The sequence below is a fragment of the Stenotrophomonas sp. TWI602 genome, from assembly GCF_039674045.1.
Classification (GTDB): Bacteria; Pseudomonadota; Gammaproteobacteria; order Xanthomonadales; family Xanthomonadaceae; genus Stenotrophomonas.
In genome coordinates this window covers 1-20,779 of record NZ_JBDJMT010000008.1, presented here as the reverse complement: position 1 = coordinate 20,779, position 20,779 = coordinate 1, and the positions used below count along the sequence as shown (strand labels likewise).

20 protein-coding genes are annotated in these 20,779 nt (G+C 65.4%); 6 read left to right on the top strand and 14 right to left on the bottom strand.

Annotated features, from left to right (window positions below; translation table 11 throughout):
- Nucleotides 1-97 precede the first annotated feature (97 nt).
- The 8 genes from atpD to ABE483_RS09925 form a co-directional block, all read right to left on the bottom strand.
- Entirely contained in the window at nucleotides 98-1,504 is a 1,407-nt protein-coding gene (atpD, locus tag ABE483_RS09960; protein ID WP_313209101.1) for a F0F1 ATP synthase subunit beta, read from the bottom strand.
- A gap of 37 nt (nucleotides 1,505-1,541) precedes the next feature.
- Nucleotides 1,542-2,405, bottom strand: coding sequence for a F0F1 ATP synthase subunit gamma (gene atpG, locus ABE483_RS09955; protein ID WP_176988116.1), 864 nt, complete (start codon nucleotides 2,403-2,405; stop codon nucleotides 1,542-1,544).
- Between the two features lie 108 nt (nucleotides 2,406-2,513).
- Nucleotides 2,514-4,061 carry a F0F1 ATP synthase subunit alpha gene (gene atpA, locus ABE483_RS09950; RefSeq protein WP_346481603.1) on the bottom strand — a complete coding sequence of 516 codons (1,548 nt, stop codon included), beginning with the start codon at nucleotides 4,059-4,061 and terminating at the stop codon, nucleotides 2,514-2,516.
- Between the two features lie 44 nt (nucleotides 4,062-4,105).
- Nucleotides 4,106-4,633 (bottom strand): F0F1 ATP synthase subunit delta, encoded by a 528-nt coding sequence (locus ABE483_RS09945; protein ID WP_088433764.1) that lies wholly within the window; start codon nucleotides 4,631-4,633, stop codon nucleotides 4,106-4,108.
- Nucleotides 4,634-4,636: 3 nt separating this feature from the next.
- Nucleotides 4,637-5,107 carry a F0F1 ATP synthase subunit B gene (locus ABE483_RS09940; protein ID WP_088433763.1) on the bottom strand — a complete coding sequence of 157 codons (471 nt, stop codon included), beginning with the start codon at nucleotides 5,105-5,107 and terminating at the stop codon, nucleotides 4,637-4,639.
- Between the two features lie 111 nt (nucleotides 5,108-5,218).
- Nucleotides 5,219-5,521, bottom strand: coding sequence for a F0F1 ATP synthase subunit C (atpE, locus tag ABE483_RS09935; RefSeq protein WP_088433762.1), 303 nt, complete (start codon nucleotides 5,519-5,521; stop codon nucleotides 5,219-5,221).
- A gap of 66 nt (nucleotides 5,522-5,587) precedes the next feature.
- Entirely contained in the window at nucleotides 5,588-6,382 is a 795-nt protein-coding gene (gene atpB / locus ABE483_RS09930; protein ID WP_176988112.1) for a F0F1 ATP synthase subunit A, read from the bottom strand.
- A 31-nt stretch (nucleotides 6,383-6,413) separates the two neighbouring features.
- A complete protein-coding gene (locus ABE483_RS09925) occupies nucleotides 6,414-6,782 on the bottom strand; it encodes a hypothetical protein (RefSeq protein WP_172407534.1) in 369 nt (122 codons plus the stop codon).
- A 539-nt stretch (nucleotides 6,783-7,321) separates the two neighbouring features.
- Here ABE483_RS09925 and ABE483_RS09920 point away from each other — a divergent pair.
- Nucleotides 7,322-8,140 (top strand): hypothetical protein, encoded by an 819-nt coding sequence (locus ABE483_RS09920; RefSeq protein ID WP_346481602.1) that lies wholly within the window; start codon nucleotides 7,322-7,324, stop codon nucleotides 8,138-8,140.
- 366 nt (nucleotides 8,141-8,506) lie between these two features.
- On the opposite strand, the gene lpdA is transcribed toward ABE483_RS09920, so the two are convergent.
- From lpdA to ABE483_RS09900, 4 genes are all read right to left on the bottom strand, one after another.
- Nucleotides 8,507-10,312 (bottom strand): dihydrolipoyl dehydrogenase, encoded by a 1,806-nt coding sequence (gene lpdA, locus ABE483_RS09915; RefSeq protein WP_313209100.1) that lies wholly within the window; start codon nucleotides 10,310-10,312, stop codon nucleotides 8,507-8,509.
- A gap of 17 nt (nucleotides 10,313-10,329) precedes the next feature.
- Nucleotides 10,330-10,944 carry a hypothetical protein gene (locus ABE483_RS09910; protein WP_346481637.1) on the bottom strand — a complete coding sequence of 205 codons (615 nt, stop codon included), beginning with the start codon at nucleotides 10,942-10,944 and terminating at the stop codon, nucleotides 10,330-10,332.
- Between the two features lie 29 nt (nucleotides 10,945-10,973).
- Entirely contained in the window at nucleotides 10,974-12,377 is a 1,404-nt protein-coding gene (gene aceF, locus ABE483_RS09905) for a dihydrolipoyllysine-residue acetyltransferase (protein ID WP_313219535.1), read from the bottom strand.
- 200 nt (nucleotides 12,378-12,577) lie between these two features.
- A complete protein-coding gene (locus ABE483_RS09900; RefSeq protein WP_313219534.1) occupies nucleotides 12,578-13,099 on the bottom strand; it encodes a DNA-deoxyinosine glycosylase in 522 nt (173 codons plus the stop codon).
- 192 nt (nucleotides 13,100-13,291) lie between these two features.
- Between ABE483_RS09900 and ABE483_RS09895 the strand changes: the two genes are divergently transcribed.
- The 3 genes from ABE483_RS09895 (at nucleotide 13,292) to glpK (ending at nucleotide 17,114) form a co-directional block, all read left to right on the top strand.
- Nucleotides 13,292-13,924, top strand: coding sequence for an OmpW family outer membrane protein (locus tag ABE483_RS09895; protein WP_313209097.1), 633 nt, complete (start codon nucleotides 13,292-13,294; stop codon nucleotides 13,922-13,924).
- A gap of 148 nt (nucleotides 13,925-14,072) precedes the next feature.
- On the top strand, nucleotides 14,073-15,566 hold the full coding sequence (gene glpD / locus ABE483_RS09890; RefSeq protein ID WP_346481601.1) for a glycerol-3-phosphate dehydrogenase: 1,494 nt from the start codon (nucleotides 14,073-14,075) through the stop codon (nucleotides 15,564-15,566).
- 48 nt (nucleotides 15,567-15,614) lie between these two features.
- On the top strand, nucleotides 15,615-17,114 hold the full coding sequence (gene glpK / locus ABE483_RS09885; RefSeq protein WP_313209095.1) for a glycerol kinase GlpK: 1,500 nt from the start codon (nucleotides 15,615-15,617) through the stop codon (nucleotides 17,112-17,114).
- Nucleotides 17,115-17,186: 72 nt separating this feature from the next.
- On the opposite strand, the gene ABE483_RS09880 is transcribed toward glpK, so the two are convergent.
- The gene (locus tag ABE483_RS09880; RefSeq protein WP_313209094.1) at nucleotides 17,187-17,981 is read right to left on the bottom strand and encodes a MetQ/NlpA family ABC transporter substrate-binding protein; all 795 of its coding nucleotides are present in this window, start codon (nucleotides 17,979-17,981) and stop codon (nucleotides 17,187-17,189) included.
- A gap of 113 nt (nucleotides 17,982-18,094) precedes the next feature.
- A complete protein-coding gene (locus ABE483_RS09875; RefSeq protein ID WP_313209093.1) occupies nucleotides 18,095-19,060 on the bottom strand; it encodes a YafY family protein in 966 nt (321 codons plus the stop codon).
- Between the two features lie 90 nt (nucleotides 19,061-19,150).
- Here ABE483_RS09875 and ABE483_RS09870 point away from each other — a divergent pair, with 90 nt between their 5' ends.
- Nucleotides 19,151-19,768 (top strand): hypothetical protein, encoded by a 618-nt coding sequence (locus tag ABE483_RS09870; protein WP_313219531.1) that lies wholly within the window; start codon nucleotides 19,151-19,153, stop codon nucleotides 19,766-19,768.
- Nucleotides 19,769-19,890: 122 nt separating this feature from the next.
- Nucleotides 19,891-20,667: a DUF481 domain-containing protein gene (locus ABE483_RS09865; RefSeq protein WP_313209091.1), complete on the top strand. Its 777-nt coding sequence runs from the start codon at nucleotides 19,891-19,893 to the stop codon at nucleotides 20,665-20,667.
- The last annotated feature ends 112 nt before the right edge of the window (nucleotides 20,668-20,779 follow it).

The following is a 20,779-nucleotide window of genomic DNA, read 5'->3' as shown; positions in this document are numbered from 1 at the left end:
GGGCGGGCTCGCGCCCACCGCAGGATGTCCTCAGCGGTGGGCCTGCGCCCACCCCGTGTGACGGGTCGGGACGGGCATGTCGCCCGTCCCCGCCGCATCAGGCCTTTTCAGCCATCTTCTTGGCCTTCTCGACCGCTTCTTCGATGCTGCCGACCATGTAGAACGCCTGTTCCGGCAGGTGGTCGTATTCGCCATCGACGATGGCCTTGAAGCCACGGATGGTGTCCTTCAGCGACACGTACTTGCCCGGCGAACCGGTGAACACTTCGGCCACGTGGAACGGCTGGCTGAAGAAGCGCTCGATCTTACGGGCGCGGGTCACGGCCTGCTTGTCTTCTTCGGACAGTTCGTCCATGCCCAGGATGGCGATGATGTCCTTCAGCTCCTTGTACTTCTGCAAGGTCTGCTGGACGCGCTGGGCGGTGTCGTAATGCTCGTGGCCAATGACCAGCGGATCCATCTGGCGGCTGGTCGAGTCGAGCGGATCCACGGCCGGGTAGATACCCAGCGAGGCGATCGAACGCGACAGGGTCACGGTCGAATCCAGGTGGGCGAACGTGGTGGCCGGCGACGGATCGGTCAAGTCATCGGCGGGCACGTAGACGGCCTGGATCGAGGTGATCGAGCCGTTCTTGGTCGAGGTGATGCGCTCCTGCAGAACGCCCATTTCCTCGGCCAGGGTCGGCTGGTAACCCACGGCCGACGGCATACGGCCCAGCAGTGCCGACACTTCGGTACCGGCCAGGGTGTAGCGGTAGATGTTGTCGACGAAAAGCAGCACGTCCTTGCCCTTGCCGTTTTCGTCCTTCTCATCGCGGAAGTACTCGGCCATGGTCAGGCCGGTCAGGGCGACGCGCAGACGGTTGCCCGGCGGCTCGTTCATCTGGCCGTACACCATCGCGACCTTGTCCAGGACGTTGGAGTCCTTCATCTCGTGGTAGAAGTCGTTGCCCTCACGGGTACGCTCACCCACGCCGGCGAACACGGACAGACCGCTGTGCGCCTTGGCGATGTTGTTGATCAGTTCCATCATGTTGACGGTCTTGCCGACGCCGGCGCCGCCGAACAGGCCGACCTTGCCGCCCTTGGCGAACGGGCACATCAGGTCGATGACCTTGATGCCGGTTTCCAGCAGCTCGGTGGCCGGGGACTGGTCTTCGTACGACGGGGCCGAACGATGGATTTCCCAGGTGTCACTGGCGGTGACCGGACCGGCTTCGTCGATCGGGCGACCCAGCACGTCCATGATGCGGCCCAGCGTGCCCGCGCCGACCGGCACCGAGATGGCGCGTTCGGTGTTGGTGGCGACCAGGTTGCGCTTCAGGCCGTCGGTGGAGCCCAGCGCGATGCAACGGACCACGCCGTCGCCCAGCTGCTGCTGCACTTCCAGCGTGATTTCGGTGTTGTCCACCTTCAGCGCGTGGTACACCTTCGGCACCGACTCGCGGGGGAATTCGACGTCGACGACGGCGCCGATGATCTGAACGATCTTGCCCTGACTCATTGCTGCAATCCTCTAATGTGTGCTTTGACTGTGCGCGTCAGACTGCTGCCGCGCCGCCGACGATTTCGGAGATTTCCTGGGTGATCGCTGCCTGGCGGGCCTTGTTGTAGACCAGCTGCAGGGTTCCGATCAGCTTGTTCGCGTTGTCACTGGCCGACTTCATCGCGACCATGCGGGCTGCATGCTCGGACGCGACGTTTTCCAGCACGGCCTGGTACACCAGCGACTCGACGTAACGCGTCATCACGTGCTCAAGCACGGTCGCAGCGTCGGGTTCGTACAGGTAGTCCCAGTCGTGATGCGCGACCTGCTTCTCAGCAGCCGGCAACGGCAGCAGCTGATCGAAGCTGGCCTTCTGCGTCATCGTATTGATGAAGCGGTTGTAGACCAGGTACACGCGGTCAACCTTGCCGTCGGTGAACGCATCGAGCATCACCTTGATCACGCCGATCAGCTGTTCCAGGTGCGGCACATCGCCCATGTGGGTGACGGTGCCGACCATGTTGACCTTGACGCGACGGAAGAAGGTCGAGGCTTTCTGGCCGACGGTGACCACGTCGATGTCGGCGCCCTTGTCCTGCCACTGGCGCATTTCGCCCAGCATCTTGCGGAACAGGTTGTTGTTCAGGCCGCCGGCCAGACCGCGGTCGGACGAGACCACGATGTAACCAACGCGCTTGACCTCGTCACGCTGGACCAGGAACGGATGCTGGTAGTCGGTGCTGGCCTGGGCCAGGTGACCGATCACCTGCTTCATCGCCTGCGCATACGGACGCGACGTCTTCATCCGCTCCTGCGCTTTGCGGATTTTGGAGGCCGAGACCATTTCGAGCGCACGCGTCACCTTGCGGGTGTTCTGCACGCTCTTGATCTTGGTTTTGATTTCGCGTCCGCTTGCCATCTCTTCTTCCCGTGGCGCGGGGCACAGGCCCCGCGTTTGACGTAGAGCGGAGCGTTGCTCCGCTGCTTTCAGCCCAGCGGAGCAACGCTCCGCTCTACAGGACCGGTATTACCAGCTGCCGGTGGTCTTGAACTCGGTGATGCCCTTCTTGAAGGCAGCCTCGATATCGTTGTCCCAGCCGCCGGTCGCGTTGATCTTGTTGATCAGCTCGCCCTGGGTGTTGGCGAAGTGGGCATGCAGACCTTCTTCCAGCGCCAGCAGCTTGTTGACCGCCACGTCGTCGAGGTAACCCTCGTTGACGGCGTAGATCGACAGCGCCTGGTTGGCGATGGACATCGGGGCGTACTGCTTCTGCTTCATCAGCTCGGTGACGCGCTGACCGCGCTCAAGCTGCTTGCGGGTGGCTTCGTCCAGATCCGAGGCGAACTGCGCGAACGCCGCCAGCTCACGGTACTGGGCCAGCGAGATACGGATGCCGCCGGACAGCTTCTTGATGATCTTGGTCTGGGCCGCACCACCGACACGCGACACCGAGATACCGGCGTTCACGGCCGGGCGGATGCCCGAGTTGAACAGATCGGTTTCCAGGAAGATCTGGCCGTCGGTGATCGAGATCACGTTGGTCGGCACGAAGGCCGAGACGTCACCGGCCTGGGTTTCGATGATCGGCAGCGCGGTGAGCGAGCCGGTCTTGCCCTTGACGGCGCCGTTGGTGAACTTTTCCACATACTCTTCGGACACGCGGGCAGCGCGCTCGAGCAGGCGGGAGTGCAGGTAGAACACGTCACCCGGGTAGGCTTCACGGCCCGGCGGACGCTTCAGCAGCAGCGAGATCTGGCGGTAGGCCACGGCCTGCTTGGACAGATCGTCGTACACGATCAGCGCGTCTTCGCCGCGGTCCATGAAGTACTCGCCCATGGTGCAGCCCGAGTAGGCGCTGATGTACTGCATCGCGGCCGATTCGGACGCGGTCGCAGCGACCACCACGGTGTGCGCCAGGGCGCCGTTCTCTTCCAGCTTGCGCACGATGTTGGCCACGGTCGACGCCTTCTGGCCGATCGCGACGTACACGCACTTGATGCCGGTTTCTTTCTGGTTGATCACCGCATCGATGGCCAGGGCGGTCTTGCCGGTCTGGCGGTCACCGATGACCAGCTCGCGCTGGCCGCGGCCGATCGGGATCATCGAGTCGACGGACTTGTAACCGGTCTGCACCGGCTGGTCGACCGACTTGCGCCAGATCACGCCCGGAGCAACGCGCTCCACCGGCGCAGTGGCCTTGGCCGCGATCGGGCCCTTGCCGTCGATCGGCTCGCCGAGCGCGTTCACGACGCGGCCCAGCATTTCCGGACCGACCGGCACTTCCAGGATGCGACCGGTGGTCTTGGCGACGTCGCCTTCGCGCAGGTTCTGGTAATCACCCAGCACCACGGCGCCGACCGAGTCGCGCTCCAGGTTCAGGGCCAGTGCGAAGGTGTTGTTCGGCAGTTCGATCATTTCGCCCTGCATCACGTCGGCCAGACCGAAGATGCGCACGATGCCGTCGGACACGCTGGTCACGGTGCCTTCGTTGCGCGATTCCGCGGCCAGCTTGACCTTCTCGATGCGGTTCTTGATCAGTTCGCTGATTTCGGAGGGGTTGAGCGTGGTTGCCATCGTCAAGTCCTAGTGCCGGCGATCACGCCGGACGTTAAATGAATTCAGTTAGCGAGCGCGGTCTGCAGGCGCGACAGCTTGCCCTTGAGCGAGCCATCGATGACCACATCACCGGCGTCGATCACGGCACCGCCGATCAGCGACGCATCGACCGCGGTCGTCACATCCACCTCGGCGCCGAAGCGCTTGCGCAGCGCGGCCTTGATGGCGTCCAGTTCGGCGCCGGACAATTCGGTGGCCGAGGTCACCGTGGCCTTGACCACGTGTTCGGCTTCAGCGCGCAGCTGGTCATACATACCGGCGATTTCCGGCAGCAGCGGCAGACGGTGCGCATCGGCCAGGATGGCCAGGAAGCGACCGAAGGTCTCGCTGGACGATTCCGGCACCAGCATCGCGACGGCATCGCCGCGATCCAGTTCCGGGTTCGACAGCAAGGCCGCCACGCGCGGGTCGGCAGCTACGTGGGCGGAGAACGCAAGCGCGTCCGACCACGGCGCGAACGTGCCTTCGTCGCGCGCGGTCGCGAACGCGGCGCGGGCATACGGGCGTGCAAGCGTGAGGGCCTGGCTCATCGATCAGATCTCCGAGGCCAGCTCGTCGAGCAGCGCCTTGTGGGCGTTGGCGTCGATTTCGCGCTTGAGCAGCTTTTCGGCACCGCTTACGGCCAGCGCGGACACCTGCTTGCGCAGATCTTCACGGGCACGGTTGGCGGCAGCGTCGATCTCGGCGTAGGCCAGATCTTTCTGGCGGTTGGCTTCGACGATGGCTTCATTCTTGGCGGCATCAACGATCTGGTTGGCGCGTGCATGGGCCTGATCGATGATCTCGTTGGCCTTGGTGCGCGCATCCTTCAGTGCATCGTTGACCTTTTCCTGGGCCTGGGCCAGGTCTTTCTGGCTGCGGTCAGCAGCGGCAAGGCCTTCAGCGATCTTCTGCTGACGCTCTTCGATGGCGTTCATCAACGGCGGCCAGATCTTGGTCGCGATGATCCAGATCAGTCCGGCAAACGCCAGTGCCTGGGCAACGAGGGTAAAACCGATATCCATGGGGTTCGCTCAATCTGGGGTGATGGGGTGGTTGCGCCGCCCAAAGCGGCGCAGCCGTCCTTCATCCGCGATCAGGCGCACAAGGCGCCTGATCGTTTCGCTTTCGCTGGATCAGCCCGCAACGGCCGGCAGACGTGCAACGAACTCGCCGATGGTCGGGTTGGCGAAGGCCAGCAGCAGGCCGACGGCGACCGAGATGATGAACGCGGCATCGATCAGGCCGGCGGTGATGAACATGCGGACCTGCAGCACCGGAATCAGTTCCGGCTGACGCGCGGCCGATTCCAGGAACTTACCGGACATGATGGCCAGACCGAGACCGGCACCCAGCGCGGCCAGGCCGATCATGATGCCGACGGCGAGGACGGTGGAGCTCTGGACTTGGGCGAGGTTGGTCAGGACGGCGAAGTACATGGTTTTCTCCTGGAACTTTGGATAACTAAGGGTTTAGAAACAAACGGATGAAGGGTGAAGCGAAACTCAGTGAGCGTCTTCCGACAGGCTCAGGTACACGATGGACAACATCATGAAGATGAACGCCTGCAGCGGAATCACCAGCAGGTGGAACAGCATCCAGCCCAGACCGAATGCACCGCCTGCGATGGCACCGGCGATACCCGCACCGCCCAGCACCCAGATCAGCAGGAAGACGATCTCACCGCCGAACATGTTGCCGAACAGTCGCATCGCCAGCGAAATCGGCTTGCTCAGCCACTCGACGATGTTGAGGATCAGGTTGAACGGGAGCATCCACTTGCCGAACGGCGCCGTCAGGAATTCCTTGGTGAAGCCACCCAGGCCCTTGGAGCGCAGCGCGAAGAACAGCATCAGGAAGAACACGCTGATCGACATGCCCAACGTGGCATTGACGTCGGCGGTGGGAACCGGCTTCCAGTACGGCACGCCCATCATCTCAAGCGGCTTGGCGATGAAATCGGCCGGGATCATCTTGATGAGATTCATCATGAGGATCCAGAAGAACAGGGTGATCGCGATCGGGGTCACCAGCTTGCTGGTGCCGTGGTAGGTGTCCTTGGCCTGGCGGTCAACGAACTCCAGGCAGATCTCGACGAACGCCTGCCACTTGCCCGGGACGCCGGCCGTCGCCTTGCGGGTTGCCATCCAGAAGCCAAACACCATCAACAAACCCATCAGGACCGAAGTCACAATGGTGTCGACGTGAATCGCCCAGAAACCACCTTCCTGCATATGGAACGTCAGGTTGTGCAGGTGATGTTGGATGTAGGAGGTGGGTGTCAGCGCCTCGCCTGCCATGTGTCCGGAACCTTGAGTTAAATAAATTGGATCAGCGCCTGGCCAGAGCCAGGACCTGGAACATCAACCCGACGGCGATACCGGCCAACAGCGCCAGTGCAGGCAGCTTGAAGACCAGGAACCCCACCATCAGGACGCCGAATACGAGCACCCACTTTGCCACCACCGCCAGGATCAGGCGGGTCATCGCCGAACCTGCCGCCTGCACCCCGCCGCCCAGCGCCATCCGCGCGGCGACCCAGCCGGCTGCAGAAACCGCCACACCGGAGAGCAGCGCCCCCAGAGCGGCCTTCGGGCCTCCCCACAGCAGCAGGGCAAGAGCCAGGACAGCCACTGCAGCCAGCGGGTAAACCGCTGCGCGCAGCATCAGTCGCCGACCCGCGTCAACGGAGTTCAGCACGTGAATGTCCTGCATGGTTGTGAGTAGGAAAGGCCGAGGCCGCAAGCCAGCGCCTCGTCGAGCCGCCAAATTATAGCAATGGGACAATTTGAGAGACAACCGCTGCCTGTTCATCCCGGATGTAAGCCCGCCGTTGGGGGCTTGTGGAAACCTGTTCCACCTCCGGGCCAATCCCACTGCGCAAAGGGGCGCCCGATGCGGCAGTGCAACATGTTGAACTTTGGTCGCACGCCCCGGTCAGAGTCATCAGCCTGCCGTTGAATCCTCGTCGGCGTCCCACGCGCAGGCCAGTACAGGGTGGCCCCGAAGCCCTCTCCGGGGCCACCCTCTTTTAGCGGTGCGGGCGGAAGGATCCAGGGCCAGTTCAATCGGAGCCCGTCCTGACCGGTGCTTGCACCCGAAAGCGGCCACCGCGCGGACCTGCGCCCCCCCCGGTATGCATGAACGGTACACACTGCGTCCACCATACCTTCACGAATGGTGGACGTCGCAGTGGGCAATGTGACGGCACATCACTAGAACCACCGCAAGGACCCCCGATGCGCCCGATGCTCTCCCTGCTTGCCGTGCCAGTCGCTCTGGCCGCACTCTCCTACGCCGCTCCGTCCCACGCCGCCGAAGGCGATGACCGCTTCGCCCTGCGCCTGGGTGCGATGCAGATCGATTCGGACAACACGATCCGTGGCAATACCAACATCGCGGGTCAGGACGTTGGCTTCTCCGAAGATTTCGGCCTCGGCGGCAAGGAATGGGAGCCGCGCATTGACGGCATGTTCCGTATCAGCAACCGCCAGCGCCTGCTGTTCAACTACTTCAAGTACGACAAGGATCGCCGCGAGACCCTCGACCAGGGTGTGAGCTTCGGCGATACCACTGTGCCGGCCGGCAGCTTCATCAAGGGTGAGCTGAAGTACCAGGTCGCCAGCCTGGTGTACGACTATTCGGTGGTGGACACCGAGAAGTTCGACCTCGGCCTGCAGCTGGGTGCCGAGTACGCCAAGGTCAGCACCATGGCCTACGCCGATGTCGGCGACCTGTACCAGGGCGAGTTCCTGGACGAGAAGGCCGACGGTGTGGCGCCGGTGGTCGGTGCACGCCTGAGCTTCACCCCGTCCGAGAAGTGGATGATCACGTTCCAGGGCCAGTACCTGAACACCAAGTGGGGCAACTTCGACGATTACGACGGTGATCTGAGCCGCGCCAATGCGATCGTCGATTACCGCTTCACCAAGAACTTCGGCGTGTTCGCCGGCTACGACTGGTTCAAGCTCGACGTGGACCAGAGCGGCAGCGATGGCACGATCGGTCTGAAGCAGGAGTTCAAGGGTCCGGTGGCAGGCGTCAGCTTCGTCTTCTAAGCCCTTCGCACTACCTCTCTCCAAGCGCGGCCTCCGGGATATCGGGGGCCGCGTTTTTTTGCGCTTTGTTTTGGGGAGCAACTGCGGGTTGTTTGGGCGTCGGGCGCTCGCTGCGCAGGCCGGGGCCCGCCGCGGCCGGTAGGCCGTTGGGCAAAATCAAGGAGGAGGCAGCCGCCACCAGGCGGATGCCGGGGGACATTTGCCGAACGGCCTGCCGGTCGCGGCGGGCCCCGGCCTGTGCAGCGAAGCGGCCCCAAGAGATGCTGCTTCGCCAGCCTCAGCTTCAGCGTCAGCAACAAAAAACCCCGGCTTTCACCGGGGTTTTTCGTTGAACCGGAGCCACCACCAACGGCGGTGATCGACCAATTACTTCTTCTTCGGCATGTACAGATCGGTGATCGTACCGTCGTAGATTTCCGCCGCCATCGCCACCGATTCGCTCAGCGTCGGATGGGCGTGGATGGTGTGGCCGATGTCTTCGGCCTCCGCACCCATCTCGATCGCCAGGCCGATCTCGGCCAGCAGGTCACCGGCATGCACGCCGACGATCGCACCACCGATGATGCGGTGGGTCTCTTCGTCGAAGATCAGCTTGGTGAAGCCTTCGGTACGGCCGATGCCGATCGCACGGCCGCTGGCGGCCCACGGGAACTTGGCCACGCCGACCTTCAGGCCCTTGGCCTTGGCTTCGGTTTCGGTCACGCCGACCCACGCGATTTCCGGATTGGTGTAGGCCACCGACGGAATCACGCGCGCCACCCATTCCTTCTTCTCGCCGGCAGCCACTTCCGCGGCCAGCTTGCCCTCGTGCGTGGCCTTGTGGGCCAGCATCGGGTTGCCGACGATGTCGCCGATCGCAAAGATGTGCGGCACGTTGGTGCGCATCTGGCGGTCGGCCGGAATGAAGCCACGGTCGGTGACCTGCACGCCGGCCTTCTCGGCATCGATCTTCTTGCCGTTCGGCGAGCGGCCCACCGCGACCAGCACGCGGTCGAAGGTGCTGGCGTCCAGACCCGGCTTTTCGCCTTCCACCGCGGCTTCGAAGGACACGGTGATGCCGGCCTTGTCGGCCTTGACATCGGTCGCCTTGGTCTTCAGGTGGACCTCCACGCCCTGCTTCTTCAGGCGATCGGCCAGCGGCTTGACCAGGTCCTTGTCGGCGCCCGGCATCAGCTGGTCCATGAACTCGACCACGGTCACCTTGCTGCCCAGCGCCGCATACACCGTCGCCATTTCCAGGCCGATGATGCCGCCACCGACCACCAGCAGCGAACCCGGCACCTCGGCCAGTTCCAGTGCATCGGTGGAATCCATGACGCGCTTGTCGTCCCACGGGAAGTTCGGCAGCTTCACCGCCTGCGAACCGGCCGCGATGATGCACTGTTCGAAGCGCAGCAGCTGGGTCTTGCCGTCGTCGCCGACGATCTCCAGCTCATTGGCCGAGACGAACCTGGCCAGGCCCTGCACGGTGCGCACCTTGCGCTGCTTGGCCATGCCGGCCAGGCCCTTGGTCAGCTGGGTGACCACCTTTTCCTTGTAGCCGCGCAGCTTGTCCAGGGTGATGGTCGGCTTGCCGAACTCCACGCCGAAATCACCGGCGTGGGCCACTTCGTCGATCACCGCGGCAGCATGCAGCAGCGCCTTGGACGGGATGCAGCCCACGTTGAGGCAGACGCCGCCGAGGCTGGCGTAGCGCTCGATCAGCACGGTATCCACGCCCAGATCGGCCGAACGGAAGGCGGCGGTGTAACCGCCCGGGCCTGCGCCCAGCACCACCATCTTGCACTCGATATCGGCCGGCTTGCCCGACGACAGCGACGGCTGCGGCGCGGCCGGTTCGGCCGGGGCGCGATGCGACGGGGTCACCGGCGGCTTGCTGGCCGGGGCGGCCTCGGCCTTGGGTGCTTCGGCCTTGGCAGGCGCAGCGGCCTCGCCTTCGGCTTCCAGCAGCAGCACGACGTCGCCTTCGGAGAGGTTGTCGCCGAGCTTGACCTTGATTTCCTTGACCACACCGGCGGCCGAGGACGGCACTTCCAGCGTTGCCTTGTCCGATTCCAGCGTGACCAGACCCTGGTCCTTCTTCACCGTGTCACCCACGGCGACCAGCAGTTCGATCACCGGCACACCGCTGTAATCGCCGATGTCGGGAACCTTGATTTCAATTGCGGCCATTCGTGTTCTCCTGGTGCTCAGCCGGCCTTGCCGCCGAGCAGTTGCTGCAGTTCGTCGAGCGACTCGTCCAGATCTTTCCAGCGACGGTCGAGCTTCTTTTCCTGGGTGTCGCTGGCTTCGATCAGCAGCGCCACCTGTTTCATCATCAGCCGGCCCGCACCGCACGCCGGCCGGGTGCCGCTGTATCGCTGGCCATCCACGGTGAAGGACAGCACGTCACCCTCCAGCACCGGCGCCTTGCGGTCGCCCGGTACCTGCGCGGCCAATGCGGCCTGCCAGCTGTGCAGCAAACGCTGCGCCAACAGTGCCGGGATGCTGACCTGGTACTGGTCCGGTTCCTGGTCCACGCGCAGTTCCACGCCGCCCTGGCGGGCACCGCTGTTCCAGGTGTAGACGCGCTTGTCGGCCCGGCTGTAGCGCAGGGTCCATGCCTGATCCTGGGGAGCGGGCAACAAGGCGACGCCGGTTTCCACGCCACTCCTGGGCAGGCTCACCAGCGACAGCGCAGGCTGCACCGTGCCGTCGAACAGGGTTTCCACTGCCTGGCCATAGTTGCCGACCGCCGGTGGCCAGCCATGGCCCAGGTCGGACGCGCATTCGCGCGCGCCCGCCTGCGCCATCGGCAGCGCCATCAGCAGCCCGGCCAGGACCAGGCCCTGCTTCACAGCAGGACGCGCCGCATGTCGGCCAGCACCTGCGAGAGGTAGGTGGTGAAGCGGGCGGCCAGCGCGCCGTCGATGACGCGGTGGTCATAGCTCAGCGACAGCGGCAGCATCAGCTTCGGGGCGAACTCCTTGCCATTCCAGACCGGCTGGATCGACGACTTGGACACGCCCAGGATGGCCACTTCCGGTGCATTGACGATCGGGGTGAACGCCGTGCCACCGATGCCGCCCAGCGAGCTGATCGAGAAGCAGCCACCGCTCATGTCGGCCGGGCCGAGCTTGCCGTCGCGGGCCTTCTTGGCCAGTTCGCCGGATTCCTGCGCGATCTGCACCACACCCTTCTTGTCGACGTCGCGGATCACCGGCACGACCAGGCCGCTCGGCGTATCGGCCGCGAAACCGATGTTGAAGTACTTCTTCAGGGTCAGGTTCTCGCCGCTGGCATCCAGCGAGGCGTTGAACTCCGGGAACTTCTTCAGCGCCGCGGCGCTGGCCTTGACCAGGAAGGCGAGCATGGTCAGCTTGATGCCGGCCTTCTCGTTTTCCTTGTTCAGCGCCACGCGCAGGGCTTCCAGCTCGGTGATGTCGGCCTGCTCGAATTGGGTGACATGCGGAATCATCGCCCAGTTGCGGGCCAGGTTCGCGCCGGAGATCTTCTTGATCCGGGACAGCGGCTGGACCTCGACCTCACCGAACTTGCTGAAGTCGACCTTCGGCCAGGGCAGCAGGTTCAGACCGCCACCGGCCGCCACGGTACCGCCGGTGGCAGCGCCGCCGCCGGTCAGGGCCGACTTGACGAACTTCTGCACGTCGGACTTGGTGATGCGCCCGCCCTTCTCGGTGCCGCTCAGCTGGTTCAGGTCCACGCCCAGCTCGCGGGCGAACACGCGCACGGCCGGCGAAGCGTAGGGCACCTTCTGCGGCAGCACGCTGTCGGCGTTGAAGGCCACCGGCGGGCTGGTCGGCGAGCCACCCGACGGGGCAGCGGCGGCCGGGGCCGGCTGGGTCGGCTTGGCGGCGGACTGTTCGATATCACGGGCGGCCAGCTTGTCCGGCTCGGCCGGGGTGGCGACCGGCTCGACCTTGGTCGCGGTCTCGGCGGCTTCGGCCTTGGCAGCAGGGGCCGGCGCAGCAGCAGCGGCCGGCGCGGCGGCCTCTTCGCTGACTTCGATCAGGGCCACGAGCTTGCCCTCGGAGAGGTTGTCGCCAATCTTGACCTTGATTTCCTTGACGATACCGGCCACCGAGGACGGCACTTCCATCGTGGCCTTGTCCGATTCCAGCGTCACCAGACCCTGGTCTTTCTTGACGGTATCTCCAACGGCGACCAGCACCTCGATTACCGGGATATCGCTGTAGTCACCGATATCGGGGACAAGTGCTTCCTTGATTTCGGCCATGGGGAAAACTCCGGCAATCTGGTGTAGGGAATCGCCTATTGTGGGGGCTTCGCGCGCCAGCGCCAACCAGCTTGGCGAATTTTCAGCGCTGCTGTCCCGGGACAGGCTGTTGCAGGCATCTGCTTTGGCCGGATTGGGCTTGGCACAGTGCAAAGCGGAATTTTCCAGTCGGTACCGTATTGTCCGGCGCTGTCCCCGCCTCAAAGCCGGATGGCATCGGCCAGCGGCTGCCATGCCTCCACCAGCCGGGGCAACGGCCAGGCTGCGTTGGCCGGGCTGGTGGAGGGCAGCGACCAGACCGGCACCTCGCGCGCGGCATCAAGCAGCGCCGGCACGATGAAACGCTGGAACGCCCGGTACGCGGTGCCGCCATTGCAGGCGATCGCGCGCAGCGCAGGCCGTCCCTCGATCAGTGCACCCAGCGCATTGGGCACTTCACTGCCGCGCACGATCGACGCATCCAGGCTGCCGCGTCGCTCGCACTGCCCGATCACATCCCACACGCCCACACCGCGCGCGTTCAATGCGCGCACGCGATCCGGATAGGGAAGGGTCGTGTCGATCCCGCACAGCACGCCCATCAACGGCCAGAAACGATTGCGCGGATGGGCGTAGTACTGCGCAGCCTGCAGCGATGCCACGCCCGGCATCGAGCCGAGTATCAGCACGCGGCACTCGGCGTTGAGCTGCGCAGGGAAGCCGATGCACGTTGTGGTTTCCATCACACCATCACCAGATGAATGAATGTCAGGCATCGCATCATCGCCCGTAAATACAGCGGTTTTGCACTGATCGCTGAATGGAAACAACTAAATTTTAACGTGCGTCGGATGCGATTCATATTGCGGGGACTACGGTTGCCTCGCCCCACAACACCGGGGCCCAGAACAAAAACATCCTGAGGAGATTCCCCCATGCGCTCCATCCGTACCCTGACCCTGGCTACCCTGACTGCTCTTGCTTTTGCGCCGGCTGCTTTCGCGCAGGACAGCACTGTTGATACCGCTTCTGGCAAGCACTTCGCCGTGGTCGGCGGCGTGTCGCTGCTGCAGCCGAAGAACGATCCGCTCGATGGCGTGCGCAAGGTGGACGGCGGCCCGGCCCCGACCCTGAGCTTCAGCTACTACATCAACGACAACTGGGCCGTGGAACTGTGGGGCGCAGCCGACAAGTTCGATCACCGCGTGCGCGGCACCGATGGCGCCCGCCTGGGCACGGTCGAGCAGCAGCCGATCGCGTTGAGCGGCCAGTATCACTTCGGCCAGGCCGACAACGTGTTCCGTCCGTTCGTGGGCGCCGGTTACTACGAGTCCAACTTCAGCAATGAAGAGCTCGCCAGCGACATCGGCCACATCGGCGTCAAGACCGCCAAGGGCGCGATCGGCACCGTCGGCGTGGACATGAACATCAACAGCACCTGGTTCGCCCGTGCCGATGCCCGCTACATGCATTCGCGCCCGGAGCTGACCGTCAACGGTGAAGGCACCGGCGACAAGGCCAAGCTGGATCCGTGGACCGTGGGCTTCGGCATCGGCGCGCGCTTCTAAGCACGCCGTTCCGCTTCCACGCAGTACGCACAACGGGCCCCTCGCGGGCCCGTTGTCGTTGTGGGGCCCGCCACTTTCATCGGGCGTTGCCGGCTTGTGGTCGACACTCGGGTAACGATGGACCCGACCGGTCCGCCCCGGGGAGCCGATGAGCGAATCCTTCGACGTGCTGGTGGTGGGCGGCGGCATCAATGGCGCCGGCATCGCCCGCGACGCAGCGGGACGCGGCCTGTCGGTCTGCCTGTGCGAGCAGGATGACCTGGCCGCGCATACCTCCAGCGCCAGCACCAAGCTGATCCATGGCGGCCTGCGCTACCTGCAGCAGGGCGAATTCGCACTGGTGCGCAAGGCGCTCAACGAGCGCGAAACGCTGCGCCAGCTTGCACCGCATCTGATCGCCCCGACCCGCTTCGTGCTGCCGCATGTGCGCCATCTGCGCCCGGCGTGGATGCTGCGCGCGGGGCTGTGGCTCTACGACCACCTGGGTCACGCCAATCCCCATTTCCCGCCCTCGCAGCGCATCGACCTGCGGCGCGATCCGAGCGGCGCTGCATTGCAGCCCGCCTACCGGACCGGCTTCACCTACGCCGATGCGCGCGTCAACGATGCCCGGCTGGTGGTGCTCAACGCGCTCGATGCACATGCACGCGGCGCGCAGATCCGCACGCGCACCCGCTGCGAACAATTGATCCGCCACCGCGATCACTGGTGGGCCGTACTGCGCACCGCCAACGGCGACGTGCAGCGCGTCCGCGCCCGCTGCGTGGTCAATGCCAGTGGACCGTGGGCCGGTACCGTGCTGGAACGGGCGGGACTCGATGCCCCGTTGGGAGTGCGGCTGGTGCAGGGCAGCCACCTGGTGGTGCCGCGCCAGTTCGCCCATGACAGTGCGTACCTGTTCCAGCAACCCGACCAGCGGGTGGTGTTCGCGATTCCGTTCGAACAGGACTTCACCCTGATCGGTACCACCGATACCGACTACGACGGCGACCCGGCACAGGTGCAGCCCCGCGCCGACGAACAGACCTATCTGCTCGAGGCGGTGAACCGGTTCGTGCGCGTTCCAGTGCGCGCCGAGGACATCGTCTGGCGCTACAGCGGGGTGCGCCCCCTGTTGGCCGATCATCACCGCGATGCATCGCGGGTCACGCGCGACTACCGGCTGGAGCTGGATGCGGCTGGCGCCCCGCTGCTGAGCGTGCTGGGCGGCAAGCTCACCACCTACCGCGCACTGGCCGAGGAAGCGCTGGGGCGGCTCTCACCCGCGCTGCCGGAGATGGGCGCGGCGTGGACCGCCGGTGGGCCACCGTTGCCGGGGGGCGATGGCGGCACGGCCGCTGAAATGGCCGAGGCGCTGCAGCGTGACCACCCTCGCCTGCCCCCTGCCCTGCTGCAGCGCCTGGCCAGCAGCTACGGCACCCGTGCGGTCGGGCTGCTCGCCGGCGCACAGACACTCGACGCGCTGGGCCAGGACCACGGCGGCGGCCTCTACGACCGCGAACTGGACTACCTCATCGCGCACGAATGGGCCCACACCGCCGACGACGTGCTGTGGCGCCGCAGCCACCTGGGCTTGCGCGTGGACGCTGCGCAGCGCGAGGCGTTGTCCGCCACCCTGCAGGCGCGTGTTTCGATGCCGTAGGCTGTACGCCTGTCACGCCTCACGGCATCGATTTCCACGGAGCAGACCATGGACAAGCACTACGTGCTCGCCATCGACCAGGGCACGACCAGTTCGCGCGCCATCCTGTTCGATCATGCCGGGCGCGTCGCCGGCAGCGCGCAACGCGAGTTCACCCAGATCTTCCCGCAGCCGGGCTGGGTCGAGCATGACCCACGCGAGATCCTGACCAGCGTGTACACCACGATCACCGAGCTGTTGAACCGCTACCAGGTGGACCCGCGCACAATCGCCGGCATCGGCATCACCAACCAGCGCGAGACCACGGTGGTCTGGGACAAGGCTACCGGCCAGCCGGTCCACAACGCCGTGGTGTGGCAGTCGCGGCAGAGCCATGCGATCTGCGAACAGCTCAAGGCCGATGGCCACGAGCCGCTGATCCGGCGCAAGACCGGGCTGTTGATCGATGCCTACTTTTCGGCGACCAAGATCCGCTGGATCCTCGACCACGTCGACGGCGCGCAGGCACGTGCTGAACGCGGCGAGCTGCTGTTCGGCACCATCGACAGCTGGCTGATCTGGAACCTCAGTGGCGGCCAGGCGCACGTCACCGATGTCACCAATGCCGCGCGCACGCTGCTGTTCGATATCCATGCGCTGCAGTGGGACGATGAACTGCTGGCGCTGTTCAACATCCCGCGCGCGATGCTGCCGCAGGTGCGCAGTTCCAGCGAGGTGTATGCCACCACCCAGGCACAGTTCTTCTTCGACCAGCACCTGCCCATTGCCGGCATCGCCGGCGACCAGCAGGCCGCGCTGTTCGGCCAGGCCTGCTTCGAGCCGGGCATGGCCAAGAACACCTACGGCACCGGCTGCTTCATGCTGATGAATACCGGCGAGAAGGCGGTGGTGTCCGAGAACGGCCTGCTGACCACCATCGCGTGGGGCATTGATGGACGTGTGGAGTACGCGCTGGAAGGCTCGATCTTCGTCGCCGGTTCGGTCGTGCAGTGGCTGCGCGACGGGCTGCGCATGTTCGGCAAATCCAGCGATTGCCAAGCCTACGCCGAGCGTGCCGCGGACAATGGCGGCGTGTACCTGGTGCCCGCGTTCGTGGGGCTTGGGGCGCCGTACTGGCGCAGCGATGTGCGCGGCGCGATGTTCGGGCTGACCCGCGGCACCACCAAGGAGCACTTCATCCGCGCGGCGGTGGAATCGATGGCGTACCAGACCCGCGACGTACTGGCGGCGATGCAGGCCGACGCGGGGATCGAACTGAAGGAACTGCGCGCCGATGGTGGCGCGATCGCCAACGACTTCATGGCGCAGTTCCAGAGCGACATCCTGGGCGTGCCAGTGCTGCGCCCGCAGGTGGCCGAAACCACCGCGCTGGGCGCCGCCTACCTGGCCGGGCTGGCCACCGGGTTCTGGCGCAGCCGGGCGGAGATCGCCGAACAATGGGCGGTGGACCGCCGCTTCACCCCGCAGATGCCGGTGGACCAGCGCGAGGCGCTGTACAGCGGCTGGCAGCAGGCGGTGGAGGCGACGATGGGCTTCCGCGTGGGGTGACGCCCGCGTCGGCGATCATTGCCGCTTGGGCGCGGCCAGCCACGCATGGCGTGGCTCTACCGTGGGTGCCGGTCAGAATGCCGGGAGGACCGCGCCCTTGTACTTCTCGGCGATGAAAGCCTTCACTTCCGGGCCGGTCAGGGCCTTGGCCAGCTGCTGCACGCGGGCATCGTCCTTGTTGTCCGGGCGGGCAACGAGGAAGTTCACGTACGGCGAATCCTTGCTTTCGATCGCCAGCGCATCCTGGGTCGGGTTGAGCCCGGCATCCAGCGCGTAGTTAGTGTTGATCAGGGCCAGATCGACCTGGTCCAGCACGCGCGGCAGCATCGCCGAATCCAGCTCGCGGAACTTGAGCTGCTTCGGGTTGGCGATGATGTCGCGCTGGGTCGCCAACGCATTGGTCGGGTCCTTGAGCGTGATCACGCCAGCCTTGTGCAGCAGGATCAGCGCGCGGCTGTTGTTGCTCGGGTCGTTGGGGATCACCACGTCGGCGCCGTTGGGCAGCGCATCAAGCGATGTGAAGCGTCGCGAATAGGCACCGAAGGGCTCGATATGCACGCCGATCACCTTGACCAGGTCGGTCTTGCGGTCCCGGTTGTAGGCGTCCAGATAGGGCTCGGTCTGGAAGTAGTTCACGTCAACCTGCTTCTGCACCAGCTGGTCGTTGGGCTGCACGTAGTCATTGAAGACGCGCACGTCCAGGGTCAGGCCTTCCTTTTCCAGGATCGGCTTGACCACGGCGAGGATCTCGGCGTGCGGCACCGCGGTGGCGGCAACCACCAGCTTCTTGGAATCATTGGCCGGCTTGCCGCAGGCGGCCAGGGCCAGCGAAGCGGCAAGCAACGGGAGCAGCAGGTACTTTTTCATGGGGGCAGCGGGATCCATAAGGGCAGCAACGCCCCACGATACCGCACGCCCCGGCCCTTGCGGAATCCGGGGCATATGACTCCACGGCATGAGCCGATGCCGGCCCGGCCGGCTTACTCGTAACTGGTCAGGGCCAGTGCCAGCAGCGCCTTGGCCTGCTCGCGCAGCATCACCGGCTCGACGATTTCCGCATCCGAGCCGTAGTGCAGCACGTCCATCAGCAGTTCGCGCGAGACGCTGTAAGGCAGCTTCAGCTCATAGCGGCCATCGGGCAGGAAGCGGCCCTGCTGCTTGGAATGCCAATGCTCATCGGCCACCCAGCGCGCAGCCTTGGCACTGAACACGATGGTGGCCCAGCCCTTGGGCGGCCCGGAGAAGATGCCGTAGCTGGCGCCCAGCTGTTCGTCCAGCTCGGTGTCATCCACATCGCGCGCGGTGGTATCGATCACGCGCGCCTTGTAGATACGGTCCACCGCGAAGCTGCGCAGGCCTTCGCGACCGTGATCCCACGCATCCAGGTACCAGTTGTCGCGATAGTGGGTCATGCGCTGCGGCGACACGGTGCGCTGGGTCGCCTCATCGGTGGAGCGGGCCCGGTACTCGAAGGCCAGCTGCTTGCGCTCCAGCACCGCCGAGGCGACCGCGCGGAAGCTGGCTTCATCGAACTTGCGGCCGCGGTGCGGAATCACCCGCACCCGATCAACCGGCCAGGTCGAGACGCCGGCCTGTGCGGCCAGCAGGCCTTCGATGCGCTGCTGCAGCGGGGCCAGCACCGAGGACAGCACGCCGCCGCCCGTGCGCGAGAGCAGGTGCTGGGAGGCCAGCAGCGCATGCAGTTCTTCCGAGCTGAGCCACAGCCCCGGCAGTTCGAAGCGGTCGCTCTCGTCGGCCTGGTAGCGGAAGCCCGCCTCGCCATCACCTTCCACCGGGGCCATCAGCGCATCGCGCAGGAAGGCCAGGTCGCGGTAGACAGTCGCGCGGGAACACTCCAGTTTTTCCTGCAGGGCCGCCACCGTTACCGGGTAACGGGCGGACTTGAGCAGGCGATGCAGGGCATTGATGCGTTCATATCGGTCCATGACCCGATTATGTCCGAGTCGCCGTCGTTGTGGCGGCTTCGGCTGCATCTTCGGCTATCGTGGGGCCCCCACCGCCTGCTGCCGCCCGTCATGCGCCTGTTGCCCGCCCTTGCCCTGTCCGCCGCCGCCCTGCTGCTCAGTGGCTGCGGACGCAGTGAAACGCCCGCCGCTGCGGTGCCTGCCGCGACGGCGACGACACCGGCCGCCGATCCGGTGGCCACCGTGCTGGCGGCCAGCCAGCGCTTCGGCCAGCTGCGCAGCTTCCACGCGGTGATGAAGATGCAGGGCCCGCGCGCCCTGGAGGCACAGATGGACTATGTCGCCCCGGACCGCTATCGGCTGATCACCGACGATGGCCCGCAGACCATCGTCGGCGGCACCTTCTTCCTGCAGCGTGCCGGCGAAGTGCGCCAGATCCCGGTGCCAGAAGGGATGCTGGCGCAGTGGCGCAACCCGCTGCCGGCCGATCTTGAGCCAGCGCAGCTGACGGTGCGTGATCTTGGCGAGGACCGCGCCGGTGGCCAGCGCGCGCACAAATACGAGGTGCGCCATGCAACCGCCGCGCCGGATGGCCTGCTGTACTGGGTCAATGCACAGGGCCTGCCGGTGCAGATCGAGCGCAAGGGTGAAACCAACGGGCAGCCGTTCCGGATCACCGTGACCTATTCGCGCTTCGACGACGCCTCACTGCGCATCGATATTCCCTGAACAGGGGCCGAGGCCGAACGGGTCCTAAAGCCGGGGCCCGTCGCCGAATGTGACGCTGAACGCATCAAGTATCATCCCCCCCTTGTTGTCCCTCCCCCTTGTCCGATCACGGAGAACCGTTGATGTCCCTGCGCGTTTCGTTGCTTGTTCCCCTGCTGCTCTGCGCCCCGGCGGTTTATGCACAGGACGCTGCCGAACTGGCGGCGATGACCTCCCCCTGGAGCGGCAGTGGCGGTGAACTGGGCTTTGCCTCGGCCCGCGGCAACAGCAATACCGAGAGCTTCAACGGTCGTCTGCGCCTGCGCTACACCGACGATGACTGGGTCCACAGCATGGATCTGTTCGGCCTGCGCTCGCGCTCGGAATACACCGATACCAACGACGACGGCACCACCATCCGCCGCCGCAACACCACCGCCAACCGTTACACCGGCAGTGCCGGCAGCGCGCTGCAGCTGGGTGAACACCGCCAGATCACCGCCACGGTGCGTTACGAGCGCGACGACTTCGCCACCTACGACCGCCAGAGCTCGTTCGGTCTGGGTTACGGCACCCGGATCATCGATGCCGAGCGCTTCTACATGGATGCGCAGATCGGCCCCGGTGTGCGCCGCACCCACAACACCGAAGACGACGCGACCCGCACCGGCCTGATCGGCCGCGGCCTGTTCGATCTCAAGTACACGCTGACCCCGAACACCGACCTGGTGAACACGCTGCTGGTCGAGTCGGGCTCGTACAACACCTTCGCGCAGAACGATTTCGGCGTGTCGGTGAGCATGAACGAGCATCTGGCGCTGAAAGCCGGCTGGCAGGCGCGCCACAACAGCGACGTCGCCGAAGACAAGCGCAAGACCGACACGCTGACCACCATGAACGTGGTCTACAAGTTCAAGTAATCGGCGCGGGCGCACCGCGCCCACCACGCGAGGTAGTGCCGGCCGCGGGCCGGCCGTCGGGTCGCGCCAGGGTCCCGGGGAGCCGGCCCGCGGCCGGCCCTACCCCGCGAGC

What these genes read in the sequence shown, in the direction of transcription:
- ABE483_RS09900 (WP_313219534.1), bottom strand. Translation starts at nt 13,099, where the DNA reads ATGGAAACCACAACGTGCATCGGCTTCCCTGCGCAGCTCAACGCCGAG.
- lpdA (WP_313209100.1), bottom strand. Translation starts at nt 10,312, where the DNA reads ATGGCCGCAATTGAAATCAAGGTTCCCGACATCGGCGATTACAGCGGT.
- glpD (WP_346481601.1), top strand. Translation starts at nt 14,073, where the DNA reads ATGAGCGAATCCTTCGACGTGCTGGTGGTGGGCGGCGGCATCAATGGC.
- ABE483_RS09880 (WP_313209094.1), bottom strand. Translation starts at nt 17,981, where the DNA reads ATGAAAAAGTACCTGCTGCTCCCGTTGCTTGCCGCTTCGCTGGCCCTG.
- atpD (WP_313209101.1), bottom strand. Translation starts at nt 1,504, where the DNA reads ATGAGTCAGGGCAAGATCGTTCAGATCATCGGCGCCGTCGTCGACGTC.
- atpG (WP_176988116.1), bottom strand. Translation starts at nt 2,405, where the DNA reads ATGGCAAGCGGACGCGAAATCAAAACCAAGATCAAGAGCGTGCAGAAC.
- ABE483_RS09875 (WP_313209093.1), bottom strand. Translation starts at nt 19,060, where the DNA reads ATGGACCGATATGAACGCATCAATGCCCTGCATCGCCTGCTCAAGTCC.
- ABE483_RS09865 (WP_313209091.1), top strand. Translation starts at nt 19,891, where the DNA reads ATGTCCCTGCGCGTTTCGTTGCTTGTTCCCCTGCTGCTCTGCGCCCCG.
- atpE (WP_088433762.1), bottom strand. Translation starts at nt 5,521, where the DNA reads ATGTACTTCGCCGTCCTGACCAACCTCGCCCAAGTCCAGAGCTCCACC.
- ABE483_RS09940 (WP_088433763.1), bottom strand. Translation starts at nt 5,107, where the DNA reads ATGGATATCGGTTTTACCCTCGTTGCCCAGGCACTGGCGTTTGCCGGA.
- ABE483_RS09870 (WP_313219531.1), top strand. Translation starts at nt 19,151, where the DNA reads ATGCGCCTGTTGCCCGCCCTTGCCCTGTCCGCCGCCGCCCTGCTGCTC.
- ABE483_RS09895 (WP_313209097.1), top strand. Translation starts at nt 13,292, where the DNA reads ATGCGCTCCATCCGTACCCTGACCCTGGCTACCCTGACTGCTCTTGCT.
- ABE483_RS09945 (WP_088433764.1), bottom strand. Translation starts at nt 4,633, where the DNA reads ATGAGCCAGGCCCTCACGCTTGCACGCCCGTATGCCCGCGCCGCGTTC.
- atpA (WP_346481603.1), bottom strand. Translation starts at nt 4,061, where the DNA reads ATGGCAACCACGCTCAACCCCTCCGAAATCAGCGAACTGATCAAGAAC.
- glpK (WP_313209095.1), top strand. Translation starts at nt 15,615, where the DNA reads ATGGACAAGCACTACGTGCTCGCCATCGACCAGGGCACGACCAGTTCG.
- aceF (WP_313219535.1), bottom strand. Translation starts at nt 12,377, where the DNA reads ATGGCCGAAATCAAGGAAGCACTTGTCCCCGATATCGGTGACTACAGC.
- ABE483_RS09910 (WP_346481637.1), bottom strand. Translation starts at nt 10,944, where the DNA reads ATGGCGCTGCCGATGGCGCAGGCGGGCGCGCGCGAATGCGCGTCCGAC.
- atpB (WP_176988112.1), bottom strand. Translation starts at nt 6,382, where the DNA reads ATGGCAGGCGAGGCGCTGACACCCACCTCCTACATCCAACATCACCTG.
- ABE483_RS09920 (WP_346481602.1), top strand. Translation starts at nt 7,322, where the DNA reads ATGCGCCCGATGCTCTCCCTGCTTGCCGTGCCAGTCGCTCTGGCCGCA.